Source organism: Marinomonas epiphytica, from assembly GCF_054780655.1.
Map to the genome: position 1 here is coordinate 27,546 of NZ_BAAGVX010000039.1, position 13,289 is coordinate 40,834.

The 13,289-nt window shown below is 44.6% G+C and carries 15 protein-coding genes; 4 read left to right on the plus strand and 11 right to left on the minus strand.

Going from position 1 to position 13,289, the window contains the following annotated elements:
* Window positions 1–84: 84 nt before the first annotated feature.
* From moaA to ACYVGZ_RS14605, 3 genes are read left to right on the plus strand one after another with little or no spacing between them, the layout of a single operon-like run.
* The gene (gene moaA, locus ACYVGZ_RS14595; RefSeq protein ID WP_460757693.1) at window positions 85–1,077 is read left to right on the plus strand and encodes a GTP 3',8-cyclase MoaA; all 993 of its coding nucleotides are present in this window, start codon (window positions 85–87) and stop codon (window positions 1,075–1,077) included.
* Window positions 1,078–1,089: 12 nt separating this feature from the next.
* Window positions 1,090–1,629: a molybdenum cofactor biosynthesis protein B gene (moaB, locus tag ACYVGZ_RS14600; protein WP_460757158.1), complete on the plus strand. Its 540-nt coding sequence runs from the start codon at window positions 1,090–1,092 to the stop codon at window positions 1,627–1,629.
* A 1-nt stretch (window position 1,630) separates the two neighbouring features.
* Window positions 1,631–2,827, plus strand: coding sequence for a molybdopterin molybdotransferase MoeA (locus ACYVGZ_RS14605; RefSeq protein ID WP_460757161.1), 1,197 nt, complete (start codon window positions 1,631–1,633; stop codon window positions 2,825–2,827).
* Between the two features lie 19 nt (window positions 2,828–2,846).
* On the opposite strand, the gene ACYVGZ_RS14610 is transcribed toward ACYVGZ_RS14605, so the two are convergent.
* Together ACYVGZ_RS14610 and serB are read right to left on the minus strand one after the other, a co-directional pair.
* Window positions 2,847–3,758 carry a LysR family transcriptional regulator gene (locus tag ACYVGZ_RS14610; RefSeq protein ID WP_460757163.1) on the minus strand — a complete coding sequence of 304 codons (912 nt, stop codon included), beginning with the start codon at window positions 3,756–3,758 and terminating at the stop codon, window positions 2,847–2,849.
* Between the two features lie 86 nt (window positions 3,759–3,844).
* Complete coding sequence (gene serB / locus ACYVGZ_RS14615; protein ID WP_460757166.1) at window positions 3,845–4,762, minus strand: phosphoserine phosphatase SerB; 918 nt, start codon at window positions 4,760–4,762, stop codon at window positions 3,845–3,847.
* Between the two features lie 184 nt (window positions 4,763–4,946).
* Here serB and ACYVGZ_RS14620 point away from each other — a divergent pair, with 184 nt between their 5' ends.
* Window positions 4,947–6,374: an AhpA/YtjB family protein gene (locus tag ACYVGZ_RS14620; protein ID WP_460757168.1), complete on the plus strand. Its 1,428-nt coding sequence runs from the start codon at window positions 4,947–4,949 to the stop codon at window positions 6,372–6,374.
* Window positions 6,375–6,427: 53 nt separating this feature from the next.
* On the opposite strand, the gene rpoS is transcribed toward ACYVGZ_RS14620, so the two are convergent.
* The 9 genes from rpoS to ACYVGZ_RS14665 form a co-directional block, all read right to left on the minus strand.
* Window positions 6,428–7,411: an RNA polymerase sigma factor RpoS gene (gene rpoS, locus ACYVGZ_RS14625; protein WP_460757171.1), complete on the minus strand. Its 984-nt coding sequence runs from the start codon at window positions 7,409–7,411 to the stop codon at window positions 6,428–6,430.
* 44 nt (window positions 7,412–7,455) lie between these two features.
* Window positions 7,456–8,256: a peptidoglycan DD-metalloendopeptidase family protein gene (locus ACYVGZ_RS14630; RefSeq protein ID WP_460757174.1), complete on the minus strand. Its 801-nt coding sequence runs from the start codon at window positions 8,254–8,256 to the stop codon at window positions 7,456–7,458.
* Between the two features lie 65 nt (window positions 8,257–8,321).
* Complete coding sequence (locus ACYVGZ_RS14635) at window positions 8,322–9,251, minus strand: DUF368 domain-containing protein (RefSeq protein ID WP_460757175.1); 930 nt, start codon at window positions 9,249–9,251, stop codon at window positions 8,322–8,324.
* Window positions 9,244–9,909, minus strand: a complete 666-nt coding sequence (locus ACYVGZ_RS14640; RefSeq protein WP_460757178.1) for a protein-L-isoaspartate(D-aspartate) O-methyltransferase — start codon at window positions 9,907–9,909, stop codon at window positions 9,244–9,246. The genes ACYVGZ_RS14635 and ACYVGZ_RS14640 overlap by 8 nt, the downstream gene beginning before the upstream one ends.
* Complete coding sequence (gene surE, locus ACYVGZ_RS14645) at window positions 9,909–10,652, minus strand: 5'/3'-nucleotidase SurE (protein ID WP_460757180.1); 744 nt, start codon at window positions 10,650–10,652, stop codon at window positions 9,909–9,911. Before surE ends, ACYVGZ_RS14640 begins: the two co-directional genes overlap by 1 nt.
* Window positions 10,630–11,724 (minus strand): tRNA pseudouridine(13) synthase TruD, encoded by a 1,095-nt coding sequence (truD, locus tag ACYVGZ_RS14650; RefSeq protein ID WP_460757182.1) that lies wholly within the window; start codon window positions 11,722–11,724, stop codon window positions 10,630–10,632. The genes surE and truD overlap by 23 nt, the downstream gene beginning before the upstream one ends.
* Complete coding sequence (gene ispF / locus ACYVGZ_RS14655; protein ID WP_460757185.1) at window positions 11,721–12,212, minus strand: 2-C-methyl-D-erythritol 2,4-cyclodiphosphate synthase; 492 nt, start codon at window positions 12,210–12,212, stop codon at window positions 11,721–11,723. Before ispF ends, truD begins: the two co-directional genes overlap by 4 nt.
* A gap of 24 nt (window positions 12,213–12,236) precedes the next feature.
* The gene (gene ispD / locus ACYVGZ_RS14660) at window positions 12,237–12,929 is read right to left on the minus strand and encodes a 2-C-methyl-D-erythritol 4-phosphate cytidylyltransferase (RefSeq protein ID WP_460757186.1); all 693 of its coding nucleotides are present in this window, start codon (window positions 12,927–12,929) and stop codon (window positions 12,237–12,239) included.
* Window positions 12,922–13,200, minus strand: coding sequence for a septum formation initiator family protein (locus tag ACYVGZ_RS14665; RefSeq protein ID WP_460757189.1), 279 nt, complete (start codon window positions 13,198–13,200; stop codon window positions 12,922–12,924). Before ACYVGZ_RS14665 ends, ispD begins: the two co-directional genes overlap by 8 nt.
* Between the last annotated feature and the right edge of the window lie 89 nt (window positions 13,201–13,289).

Below are 13,289 nucleotides of genomic sequence, written 5' to 3' on the forward strand. Positions count from 1 at the left end.
AGTTTTGTATCGAGTCTGTTAGGGGCTTTGCCAAACGCGCAATTTTTTGCTTTGATAGAAGGTCCAGAACTAGAGGTATTTTTCTTGAGTGCTCCCGAGTTAATCGACCCTTTTGGTCGAAAAATCGACTACCTGCGCATTTCAGTGACGGATCGTTGCGACTTTCGCTGCACCTATTGTATGGACGAAGACGCAACCTTTTTCCCTAAATCTCACATTCTCTCGTTAGAAGAAATCATTACCACGGCGAAAACTTTTATTGGTTTAGGCACCAAGCGCATTCGTATTACAGGGGGAGAACCTCTGGTCAGGAAAAACATTCTTTGGGCCATTGAGGAAATAGCCAATACCCCGGGTCTTGAAGAGCTGACCATAACCACGAATGGCTCTCAACTTGCTAAAATGTCCCATGACTTGCTTAATGCAGGCGTCTCTCGGATTAACATCAGTTTAGATACATTACGTGCTGAGCGATTCTTAAAACTGACGCGTCGTGATAAATTCCAGCAGGTGATTGATGGTATTGAGATTGCCAGCCGTTTACCCTTTAAGAGAGTCAAACTAAACAGTGTGATACTTAAAAACCACAACCATGATGAACTGTTCGATTTAGCTCAATTTGCATTGCAACGAAACATGGACATCAGCTTTATCGAAGAAATGCCTCTAGGCCAGATTAGCAGCCATGATAGAGCTGCCACGTATTTATCCAGCGATGAAGTAATCGACACGCTAGGGCAAAAGTACCAACTGAGCCCAAGTTCGAACACCACAGGTGGCCCAACTCGCTATTATAATGTGGCAGGGTTTAAACATCGTATTGGCGTTATTTCGCCCCACAGCCATAACTTTTGCGATACCTGCAATAGAGTACGAATGACTGTCGAGGGCCGTTTATTACTCTGCCTTGGCAATGAACACTCTAAAGATTTAAAACCCTTTATTCGCGGCCTAGATACTTCCCAGACATTAGCAGACGCTATCATAGACGCATTGGCACTAAAGCCACAAAAACACCACTTTAATTTAGACGAAGCCCCTCAGATATTGCGTTTCATGAGCGCAACAGGAGGCTAATAAGGAAGCCACATGGCCAAACAACCAACACCATTTCGCCCGTTAAAAATCAGCGTTCTCACCGTTTCAGACACTCGCACTTTGGCCGAAGACACCTCAGGAGATGCCCTTGTTGAGCTTCTTCAGCAAGCAGGACATAAATTAGCTGATCGCCAAATCGTCAAAGATGATGTGTACGACATGCGTGCCGTTGTTTCTCAGTGGATTGCCAGTAAAGAAACACATGTAGTGTTAATCACAGGTGGGACTGGATTCTACTCTCGTGATAGCACGCCAGAAGCTATGATGCCATTGTTTGATAAAAGCATTGAGGGCTTTGGTGAGCTATTTCGCCATATTTCGTATCATGAAATAGGGACTTCTACCATTCAATCGCGAGCTCTTGGCGGCCTAGCGAATCAAACCTTAATTTTTTGCCTACCGGGTTCTACAGGCGCTTGTAAAACGGCCTGGAACGGTATTTTAAAAGAGCAGCTCGATGCAACACATCGCCCATGTAACTTTGTTAATATGCTGATCGGACCGTATCAAGCGCCTAACGAGGTGAACTGATATGTCATCTCTCATGCCATTTGCAGCGGCCCTGCAGCACATTAAAGAAACCGCATCGATCAAGGTAGAAACTGAAACCATTGCAACACAAGACGCTCTCAATCGAACCCTTGCCAGTAATATCGTCGCTGGGCTCGATGTACCACCTTGGGATAACAGTGCAATGGACGGTTATGCCCTTGCCCTAGATGACTGGCAAGCAAGTAAAGCGTTACCCGTATCAGAGTACATTACCGCTGGTAGCCAACCCAGTCATTTAGAAGCGGGCACCTGTGCGCGTATCTTCACAGGTGCCCCTATTCCAATAGGCGCTGACCTAGTTATTATGCAAGAAAATGCCCAACTGACAGAACAGGGCGTTTTATTTAACCAGCAACCTGAGCGCTCACAAAACATTCGCCCTCAAGGCCAAGACATCGCTAAAGGGCAAATGATTTTAAGCCAAGGTAAACAATTAACGCCAATGGACTTAGGACTACTCGCCAGCATTGGAGTCGACCAAGTTGAAGTCTATTGCCCTTTAAAAGTAGCCATTCTAACAACCGGTGACGAATTGACACCGGCCGGCACCCCATTAGCAGACGGTCAAATATACAATTCTAACGGCCCGATGCTGGCAGCACTTGTCGCCCAACTAGGCCATCAGGTGGAACATCAAACACATGTAAAAGACGAACCAGAAGCCACAATGCAAGCGCTGCAAGAGCTCGCGAAAACATCGGATATTATACTTAGCTCTGGCGGTGTCTCTGTTGGTGAAAAAGACTATGTCACCCAAGCACTAGAAGAGCTGGGTACTGTCCACTTATGGAAAATAGCCATGAAACCAGGAAAGCCTCTCATGCATGCCAGCATCAACGGCATTCCTTTTCTGGGTCTGCCTGGTAACCCCAGCTCCACCTTAGTGACGTTTCATTGGTTTGCTAGAACCTTGTTAAACTACTCAGCGGGTAGACAAACTAACGACCCTAAAAGCTACCCCGTAGCGGCTGGGTTTCAACGGGCAACGGCAATTAAGCGTGATGAGTTTATTCGAGTAAGCATCGACTCTCAAGGACAAGCACAAGCACATAAGCAACAAAGCTCAGGCGCTTTATTGGCCGCTTGTGAAAGTGACGGGTATTTACACATAAAAGCCGGAAGCGAGATCAAGCAGGGGGAAGAGTACGATTACTACCCTTTTGACACTTTTAAGTAATAGGCTAAGCCTTTATCAACTATTTGATAAAGGCGTCTTCTAACAAACCTCGAAACCATAAATGCGCTGCGTCATGCTGAAAGCGTTCGTGCCAAACCATAGAGTAATCGAACGTTTTGTCTAAAAAAGGAAGCTCGAAAATAGCCAATTCTGGGTTACTTTCAACCATATCTTTAGCAAAGAGTTCAGGCACTGTCAGCAGTAAATCACTGTCCATTACGACCCTCGCGGCAGGTACGAAATTGGGTAACTGAACCGCCACATGACGGCGCGCGTTCATTTTCTCAAGTTCTCGGTCTACGGCAAAGTACTCTCGTTTCCCCAATACAACTTGTACATGACTGGCGGCCAAATAGGTCTCCAAAGTGAGCGTGTTTTGTACACTAGGGTGATCTTTACGAACCAAACAAACCACTCGATCACTCATTAAGCGCTTAGAACGCACAACATTAGAGGTTTCTTTCGATAAAACCGCCACAGCAACATCAACATCTAATTTATCCCAGGCTAATGCGGTATCTTCGCTCCAAGCCTTTACATCGAGAGTGGCATTTGGTGCAGATTGCCGAAAAGGCTCTAAAATTTTAGGCAGCACCGTTAAAATACCAAAATCGGTGGTCGACAAGGTAAAGCGTCGCTGGCTTGTGGCTGGCACAAACTGTTTAGGCTGCACAAGGTTTTCAAGAGACTGTAATGTCGTGGCAAGAATGGGACCAAGTGACTGTGTTTTCGCGGTTGGGGACAAGCCGTGAGACGTGCGAACAAACAATGGATCGTCAAAAATTTCCCGTAGTCGTGATAAGGAGCGACTTACCGCTGGTTGAGACACTTCCAAACGCAATGCGGCTTTGGTTACATTCAACTCTTCGGTTAATACTTGCAATATATACAACAAGTTTAAATCGATGTCTGATAGCTTGATTTCTGACACAAGCCCTCCACTGTTATTATCTTTATATGTTATGACTACTGATCATAACAGCTTTTATCACGACGTACGGATTTCAGCACAAAAAATTACGCAAGCTGAGCACGGATCTGACTTGATGATAAGCCCATTAAGTATAAAACCCCCTCTAACCCCAGCTGACTCATAGGGCAAGGAGCCTGTTGACGGACTAAAGGCTTAGCATGTAAAGCCACGCCTAGAGCGGCCTGATTTAACATTAGAAGGTCGTTTGCGCCATCACCGCAAGCGATGGTTTGTGACCAATCAATATTTTGTTCTGAGACTATTTGACTTAATAGCAGCTTCTTTCTCTGTGCATCTACAATCGGCCCTAAATGCTTACCGGTTAACTGACCATCGGTAATCTCTAGCACATTGGCATGCACCTCACTCATACCATAAGCCTCTTTTACTCGATCAGCGAAGTAGGTAAAACCACCGGATAAAATAGCCGTATGCCAACCATATTGATGCAGCACCTTCATCAAGGTCGAGATTCCATCCATATGGACAATACGCTGATAGACCCCATCCATCACTTCACTGCTTAGGCCATTAAGTAACGCCAGCCTTTGCACAAAGCTTTCCACAAAGTCGATCTCCCCACGCATCGCACTGGCCGTGACTTTGGCGATTTGCTCACCAATGCCTGCTTCAACGGCCAACTCATCCATCACCTCTGCTTTAATTAGGGTCGAGTCCATATCAAAGACCGCCACTCCTGGCTGCTGAATATCAACCAAACGATCTTGATACACATGATCTATGCCGGTTTCATCCGCTAAGGCCAACAGGTCTAGGCGCAACTGAGTCGTATCTGTGTTTTGAGGGACGTGTTTTAGTGAAATTTGTACAACATCAAAGCTGTCTTGATCATCACTTAAGAATTGGCTGTTTCCATCTAATTGGCGTGCTGATAACCAAGTGTGAAAAGTGTCAAGATAGTTCGCTGGTAGCGAACCCATAAGCGTAATACAAGCAGACATAGGATTACCTCAATACTAAAGAGGCCGCTACTATATCAAATCTTGTAATCGAAAGGACAACCATAATGTTTTGAAGGGCTATATTATTGGCGAATAAGCCCTTTTCTCTTAAAGTATCCTGATAACCGCCGTTATGATAGGTATACTTAGTAAATCGACTTATGAGTTCCCCTACAGGATGTCAATGAACAACAGCTTCAAACAGTTACTCGCCCAACTGCATGCCAAAATAAACGCCTCAGTTGTCATGGTTATTAGCTTCATTTCCATGATTTTTTTAACTGTTTGCTTGTTTCTCTATACTATTAGCCACGCCTTAGAAAACCACCTTGCTCAGCAAACGGAAGTATTAGGTAGCAGCCTAGCGACTCAAGCCGCCTTCAATGCGACTCAATCCATTCTCACCAATGATTTACTGAGCCTCAATGTATTATTAAACCGCTTGGTGCTCGATGAGAATATTTTAAGCGCCCGTGTGTACAACAGAAAAGACGAATTACTTGCTGAAGCAGACAGTAGCAATGCAAATTTAGCTGGTGATTTAGAGTTAAGACCGGACGATAAACGTAGAATCTACAGTTCCAGTGTAAAATTTCGTGATGAGGTAGTTGGTCACGTTTTAATCACCCTAGATAAGACGCCTGCCCAAGCAACCATAGAACACTTAAATAACTTACTTATTGGTGTCGCCATTTTTAGCTGCACCATTTTCAGCCTAATTATGTTGTTTATTAGCCGTTGGCTGTTCATCCCAATTAAAGATGCAACGCAGGCCCTAAAAAACCTTCAGCTAGGCCATCGAGACACCCCATTGGACAATGGCAACTATGTAGAAGCAAGGCAGTTATTTGATTCCATTAAAGCCGTACAGTCTCTAGACTTTGAGAATACTATTAAGGAAGAAGAGCAAACAAAAGAAAACACTGTCGATTTACCTGTGCTTCAAGAAACGCAGATCGAATTTAATTTTGATGCTATTTTTGAGGAATCTCAAAAGCGTAGCTGTGTCTTGCATATAGATATTGCGAACTTGGCGGACTGGCAAGACGCTATGTCTGAGCTGCAAGTTGCTAACTTACTCACTCCTATCTATCGGGCTATTTTCCAAGCCAGTGACATTTACCTTGGCACCGTTTATCAGCACAAAGAACACTCCGTCATGATCGTTTTCCATGCTGCTGACTGTGACGACCATTTGTACATCAACGGAGTGAGTACGGCACAGCTGTTTTTAGGCTTGGTGAAAAAACTGTTCGAAGCCGAGCTCTATCAGAATGCCCCGACGTTGGATTTCCACTTATCTCTTCATAAGGGGAACGAGGAGATTTCCAAAGCAGGTAACAGTGAAGACATAACACCTGAGCAATTAGCCAGTATGAGCGCTGACATTGATTTCCTTGCTCGCTGCAGTACCTTAAACGCTCTTTTATTATGTGGCGATGTGTTTAGTTTGCCGAACATCCAACACAGAGTGTTCACAGGCCTACCTGAGATTATAGAGGAGCAAGAAAAAGAAGTTATGGTGTATGAAGTGAAAGGACTCTCTGACAAGTATCAAGCCCAAGTACAACAGCATATTCTCGAAATAAGCTCAGAAAGCGAAACAACTTAATAAAAAAGCCCAACCTAGTTCACTAGATTGGGCTTTTTTGTACCTAGCTATAATCAGTGTTCTTCAATACGAATCACATCATCTAAGCATAAACCTTGTTTGTCTAGTATCACTCTCAGCTTACGTAAAGCCTCCACTTGGATTTGTCTCACTCTTTCACGAGTCAGCCCTATTTCTAAACCAACGTCTTCAAGCGTACTAGGTTCGTAGCCACGCAAGCCAAAGCGGCGCGCTATTACTTCTCTTTGTTTTTCGTTCAGCTCTTCTAGCCAGCCATCAATGTTATTCAGAACATCTGTGTCTTGGCGGTCTTCTTCAGGCCCCTGATGCTGTGTATCGGCTAAGATATCCACTAGGGTATTATTTTCGCTAGCACCACCTACCGGAGAATCAATTGAGCTGATTTTCTCATTCAACCCCAGCATTTTTTGAACGTCTTTTACTGGCCTATCCAGCATGTCTGCGATTTCTTCTGCACTTGGTTCATGATCAAGCTTCTGAGTCAGCTCACGGGCAGCTCTGAGATACAGATTAAGTTCTTTCACCACATGAATAGGAAGACGAATAGTACGAGTTTGGTTCATGATCCCCCGTTCAATGGTTTGGCGTATCCACCAAGTGGCATAGGTTGAGAAGCGAAAACCACGCTCTGGGTCAAACTTTTCAACCGCTCGAATGAGGCCAAGATTCCCCTCTTCTATTAGATCAAGCAGGGACAAACCACGATTCAGGTAGCGACGCGAGATTTTAACCACTAAGCGCAAGTTGCTTTCTATCATGCGTTTGCGGGCTGCTTCATCGCCCTTTAAAGCCAAACGAGAGAAATACACTTCTTCCTCTGCCGTCAGCAGTGGGGAAAAGCCTATTTCACTTAAATATAACTGAGTTACATCTAAACTTTTAGTATTAGTTTCGTCAGCGTACATTGCATTAACAGCGGATTCAAAATCTTCCGCCTCTAGGTCTTCCTGTAGCAGTTCTTCCTCCTGAATAGTTAGATCACCAGTATCCAGCTCTTTCTCACTCGTCTTGCTCATATTGGTTAACTCCATACTGCCTCCCCTCTCCAATTTCTTACTTCTTATTGTTTTGGTAGAATTTTTAGCGGATCAATTGGTTGACCATCACGACGGACCTCAAAGTGAAGCACCGGCTTATTACTGCCTTTTCCTCCTATCACGGCCAAGGAATCACCGCTTTTTACGGACTGCTGCTCTTTAACTAATATTCGCTCGTTGTACGCATATGCACTTAGGTAAACATCATTGTGTTTTACTATGACCAAATTTCCATAACCAATCAAGCCATTACCTGCATACACTACAATGCCATCCGCGGCCGACTTAACCAATGCACCTTTACTACCTTTTATGTCTATACCTTTACTACTTACGCCGGCATTTGAAAACCCCTTGGTGACCGTACCTGTAACAGGCCAGCGCCAAGAAGAGACAGGTTTACTGCTATTCGAGCTTTTTGTAACCACTGGAACAGGCTTAGCAGCGGTGCTTTTTGTCACTGTTTGAGAGGAATTAGAAGAACTTGTTTTTGGCTTACTCGCCGTATCGGATGCCTTGCTTTTTGCGACAATGGGTGCACTACCCGTAAGGCGAATTTTTTGGTTAGGATAAATAATATAGGGTTCCGCTATGCGATTTATTTTAGCCACTTCTCTGTAATCCAAACCATAGCGAAAAGAGATAGAGAATAGGCTTTCACCGCTTTTAACGCGGTGAATTCCTGAAGCGGGAATACCACTTTGAGAACCTTGTCTTTGAGCACTAGAGGAGCTTTTTCCATCAGGATAATGGAGGATTTCGTAGGAGCAACCAGACAGCAAAATACACAGCAAACATAGACCAGACAGGGTCTTATTTGTCACCGTGTTGACCATCTTCATTAAGCTCAACTTAACGATAATACACTCCCTAACACCCGACACTAGACTCAGCTTTTCCTATTTGTCTCTTTTCGTGAAGATTTGTAAGATAAACTCATTACACTGATAAAACCGATAAACATAAAGCTCAAGGGTATCAAAAAATCATCAACCATAATGAAGCCAACCTGCTGCCAAGGAAGGACCAATGCCTCTTCTAAAGGCAGTTTTTTATCCCCCACTTGCACCCAACTCTGAGCTTCTTTCCAAGGCCATACTTTAACAAGGGCACCTAACATGACACCTGTTAGCGTGGCTAAAGTAGCTGACCTTGCTTTAGTTAATAGGTAATTAAGACACTTAGAAAAGCTCAGTAGCCCCACTAAAGCACCGCAAGAAAATACCACTAATATAGGTAAATCAAAGCTCTTAATTGAAGTGATGATGAACCCATACATTCCCATCATCAGCAATAAAAAGCTGCCAGAAATACCAGGCAAAATCATGGCACAGATCGCAATCATGCCCGATAAAAACACCATCAAATACGATATTTCTAACTGCACCGGAACCAAACGAGAAAGCGCAGCGCCAATGATTACTCCAAATACAAGCAAAACCAAATGACTCCATTTAAGCTCTTTTATTTGGGTCATTAAAAAATACGCTGACGCCAGTATCAACCCAAAGAAAAAGCTCCATAAAGGGGTAGGATGATTGACGAGTAAATAGCTAACCAGCTTAGCTAAAGCCACAATACTCGTTACTATTCCAAGCCCTAGAGGTAACAAAAAAGCTCCGTCAAAATGACGCCAAAGGCCTTTAAAATCACCTTTCAACAAAAGCCTGATACTCTGTTTGTTAACACCACTAAGCGCTCGAATCAGTCGATCATAAACGCCCAAAATAAACGCCATTGTGCCACCTGATACACCAGGTACCACATCCGCCGCCCCCATTACCAGGCCACTTAAATATATTTTTAGCCAGTTAGGCATATTCTAAACCTTCTACTAACGGCACAAACTGTGCTACTTGCGTTCCTAAACACTTCCATTTATCTCCCTCTTTACGCCAGCACCCTATATGAGGAGTAGGTTGGTTAATCGGCATAATGATAACCCCTCCCTCTTTAAGGCATTCTGTGAGTGCTAGAGGGACTTTGCTTGCCATCGCGGTAATAATAACGGCATCCATGGCGATATCATGAGGCCAGCCTAAATGGCCATCACCAAAATGAAATTCGACATTGTTAACCTGCATGAGTTTAAGACGCTCACAAGCTCTTAAATGTAATGATTCCTGTCTCTCTATGGTGTGAACTTTATTGAAAAAATGAGACAAAATGCGGGTTTGGTAGCCAGATCCTGTGCCTACTTCTAATACTCTACCAAGCCTTGCATGCTGCAAGAGCCATTGCGTCATGCGAGCTACGGTTAGTGGCTGGCTAATTGTTTGGTTTTGGCCAATCGGCAGAGGCGTGGCTGAATAAGCTAGATGTGAAAAAGCAGACTCTACAAAATCATGCCTTGGCAAACTTCCCATGAGTTCCAAGAGCTCTTTATTATCAATGCCTTGGTCCATTAAATATTGAACCATTTTGGATGCTTTCGGTTCGGTGTTTTTCACCAACCAAGCAAGATTCTTTTGTGTCATCACGAAATATCTTTCACCCACTCTTGTAGATTAGACTGAGCGCCGTAACAGGTCATGTCAGTATGAATCGGGGTGATGGATACCTTGCCTTTCTCTATAGCCCAGAAATCCGTGCCCGGGCTGTTGTCGTTGGCCTCTGATAAAGGACCAATCCAAAAGCTAGGAATACCACGCGGATGGTGTGCAGAAATAGGCGGCTGCGCTCGGTGACGATGGCCCAAACGAGTGACTTCAAACCCCTTCAGCTCATCATAGGAAACATCGGGAACATTGATATTAAGTAGCACTCCTGCAGGAACCTGCAAACTGTGAGCGTCCTTCAGTAGCTGCTCAGCGACCCGAGCCGCTGTATCAAAGTGCGTACCGCCAACTAGAGAAATCGCTAAGGCTGGTCGATCCAGATGGCGGGCTTCTAATGCCGCAGCAACCGTACCGGAATAAATCACATCGTCACCTAAGTTGGCGCCATGATTAATCCCAGATACAACAATATCAACAGGGCCATCGATGACCCCAGCAACGGCAAGATTGACACAGTCAGAAGGTGTACCGTCAACGCTGTACACCTGTTCTTCCAGCTTCTTAGGTTGTAGCGGACGAGTTAGTGTTAAGGCACTACTCGCTCCACTGCAGTTACGGTCTGGGGCAACAACTAGGGTACGATACGTTTGTTTTAATCTTTGCGTTAACACCTGGATGCCTATGGCATCCACACCATCGTCATTGGCGATCAGTACTCTCATGAAAATTCTCTGCTGACTTGTCATTAACGACCAGCATTTCTCGCAATACACTAGTCGCAAAACACCCTTTAGGAAGACTAAACTCCACAATCAATTGCTGCTCTTTAGCCTCAGAGCCAAGCAATTCCCAGGCCATATCTTGAGGCACTAAGCGCGCTAAGCGACTATCCCGAGACAAGCCGAATGTCATGAGTCCCGCCAGCAAATGAGTTTGTTCAGACAGCGAGTGTTTTATGAGCGCTTCGCGCTCAGAACCTGTCCCCTTCTCCCAACCCTCACTAACCAAAGGCAACACAGGACTCACCCTTGTTTGCAAGGTGTCTAGTATGATTTGCGGAGTGATACTTTTAACCCTGAACTGTTCGTTAGCGTGTTGCTGCTGGGCAATATCATCAAGCAAAAGGCGATTCCATGAACCATTGGCGACCTGATCACTTAAGCTTTGGTTAAAGCACCAAGAACGGATCGCTGACAGCCAGAAAGATTCTGTTTTAGACAATTTACGTTTGCTTTGCCGCCCCTGAGAGACAAAAGTGTTGCCATTATGCAAGTTGTTGCCGTTTATCCCAAAACGTTGAGGGCCATAGTAATTCGGCACCCCCGCTTGCTGAATCAGTTGCAAACGAGATTTCAATTCCGCCTGATCGCCTACTAGATTACGTAAGCGAATAACAAAACGATTTGCTCTGTGATTGCCTGTTCGCAACTTTTTGGAGTGACGAACCTGTTCGATCAAACGAACACTCTCCGGTGCTCGAAATGCTTCACTGATACTGGACAAATCAGCTTCTTGCCCCATCATGTGTAAGCAGAACCATTGGCGTGTACAGGCGTGTCTATCTTTGACACCACTGTAAGTCACTTTTTGTGGCGATATGCCAGCTAGCTGCGCCAACCTCTTTGCAAGATAGTCCGTATTGACACCCTGCTTTTCAATGAATAAATAGCAAAATTCTCCTTTGCCATCTGCTGCAAAGTCTAAGAGCTCTTCTACATAAAAATCTTGTACGAAGGTTTTTAAGTCACCAGTGATATTTGGCTTAGTCCAGGCATATTGCCAATCTGTTTTCATACTTGATCACTTTTACATAATAAGGCGACGGCTTCGACTGCGATCCCTTCTTTACGGCCCGTGAAGCCTAGTTTCTCAGTCGTGGTAGCCTTCACATTGACGCAGTCCATTGGTAAGTTCAAATCTTGGGAAATATTCGTTCTCATCGCATCAATATGGGGGCGCATTTTCGGAGCTTGGGCCAATATGGTCACATCAAGATTCACTGCAACAAAACCTAGCTGGTTAATTTCTTGATAGGCTTTTTTTAACAGGACTCGGCTATCTGCACCTGCAAAGCTAGCATCCGTATCAGGAAAATGCTTACCGATATCTCCTAATGCTGCCGCTCCAAGCAAAGCATCGGTCAAAGCATGCAGCACGACGTCTCCATCGGAATGGGCAATGAGCCCTTGCGAATAAGGAATCGCCACTCCGCCTAGGATAATCTCATCCCCTTCACCAAATTTGTGAACGTCAAAGCCATGACCAATACGAAACGGCAACATACAGTGTGTCTCCTAAATTAGTTATTAACAGAGGCCTTTAGAAAGTAAGGCTTCTGCAATCAATATATCTTCTGGCAAAGTGATTTTAATGTTTCGGCTTTCGCCTTCTATTAATTGAGGCTGCCACCCCATAAGCTCCATAGCTGAACTTTCATCAGTAATTGCTTGATTCTGTTGCCGCCCAGCAAGTAAAGCCTGCTGTAACGCTCTGGCCGGAAATTTTTGTGGCGTCTGTGCCAACCAAATGTGGTTTCTATCAACCGTACTCATCACTTTATGTTGGTGTGAAGATTGTTTTACAGTGTCTCTTGATGGCATCGCTAATAACGCTCCTTGTTCGCCCTCATAATCTGCTATTCGGGCTAATGCAGCTTGGCTTAGTAAAGGGCGCGCAGCGTCGTGAACCAATACCGAGGCGCCTTCTTCTAATGTTGCTTCCAAAGCCATTAAACCATTCAAAACGGTGTCACTGCGCTCTGCACCACCTTTAAACACCTTTACTCGAGCGTCTTGATACCATTGAGACTGAGGCCAGTAGCCGTCGTTATCACTCAAACCTACCGCAACACCCGCTATAGACTCGCTGCGAAGAAAAAGCCCAATAGTACGATCCAAAATGGTCTGGTTTTGTAACTGTAAATATTGCTTGGGGGTATGAGATTGCATTCTTTTTCCGACGCCTGCGGCCGGAATGATGACCCACAATGGATTAGTCATTGTCTACCATCCGATAAAACACTTCGCCTTCTTTTATGTATTGCAGTTCAGTTCGAACATGCTCCTCAATGGCTTCTTCACCTTGTCGAAGGTCATTAACTTGGGCTCTTAAAGCGTCGTTTCTATGCTTTAAACGTCCATTTATACGCTCTTGATATTCTATCTGTTTTGCTAGTTCTTCATGACGCTTTACACCTTGCTCACCATAATAATAATGGTAAGACTGGTAACCAACCGCCAGCACAAATACCAACAAGAATAAGCGATTCATAAGCGCCTCAAAGAAATTCACACAGTCCCGTGTTTTACTATCAACAAAAAAGGGAGAACTAAGTTCTCCCTTTCGGCTTGCCTCTAAGA

Excerpts from the sequence above, each read along its gene's own strand:
- moaB (WP_460757158.1), top strand. The coding sequence starts at position 1,090 with ATGGCCAAACAACCAACACCATTTCGCCCGTTAAAAATCAGCGTTCTC.
- ACYVGZ_RS14605 (WP_460757161.1), top strand. The coding sequence starts at position 1,631 with ATGTCATCTCTCATGCCATTTGCAGCGGCCCTGCAGCACATTAAAGAA.
- serB (WP_460757166.1), bottom strand. The coding sequence starts at position 4,762 with ATGTCTGCTTGTATTACGCTTATGGGTTCGCTACCAGCGAACTATCTT.
- ACYVGZ_RS14620 (WP_460757168.1), top strand. The coding sequence starts at position 4,947 with ATGAACAACAGCTTCAAACAGTTACTCGCCCAACTGCATGCCAAAATA.
- rpoS (WP_460757171.1), bottom strand. The coding sequence starts at position 7,411 with ATGAGCAAGACGAGTGAGAAAGAGCTGGATACTGGTGATCTAACTATT.
- ACYVGZ_RS14635 (WP_460757175.1), bottom strand. The coding sequence starts at position 9,251 with ATGCCTAACTGGCTAAAAATATATTTAAGTGGCCTGGTAATGGGGGCG.
- ACYVGZ_RS14640 (WP_460757178.1), bottom strand. The coding sequence starts at position 9,909 with ATGACACAAAAGAATCTTGCTTGGTTGGTGAAAAACACCGAACCGAAA.
- surE (WP_460757180.1), bottom strand. The coding sequence starts at position 10,652 with ATGAGAGTACTGATCGCCAATGACGATGGTGTGGATGCCATAGGCATC.
- truD (WP_460757182.1), bottom strand. The coding sequence starts at position 11,724 with ATGAAAACAGATTGGCAATATGCCTGGACTAAGCCAAATATCACTGGT.
- ispF (WP_460757185.1), bottom strand. The coding sequence starts at position 12,212 with ATGTTGCCGTTTCGTATTGGTCATGGCTTTGACGTTCACAAATTTGGT.
- ispD (WP_460757186.1), bottom strand. The coding sequence starts at position 12,929 with ATGACTAATCCATTGTGGGTCATCATTCCGGCCGCAGGCGTCGGAAAA.
- ACYVGZ_RS14665 (WP_460757189.1), bottom strand. The coding sequence starts at position 13,200 with ATGAATCGCTTATTCTTGTTGGTATTTGTGCTGGCGGTTGGTTACCAG.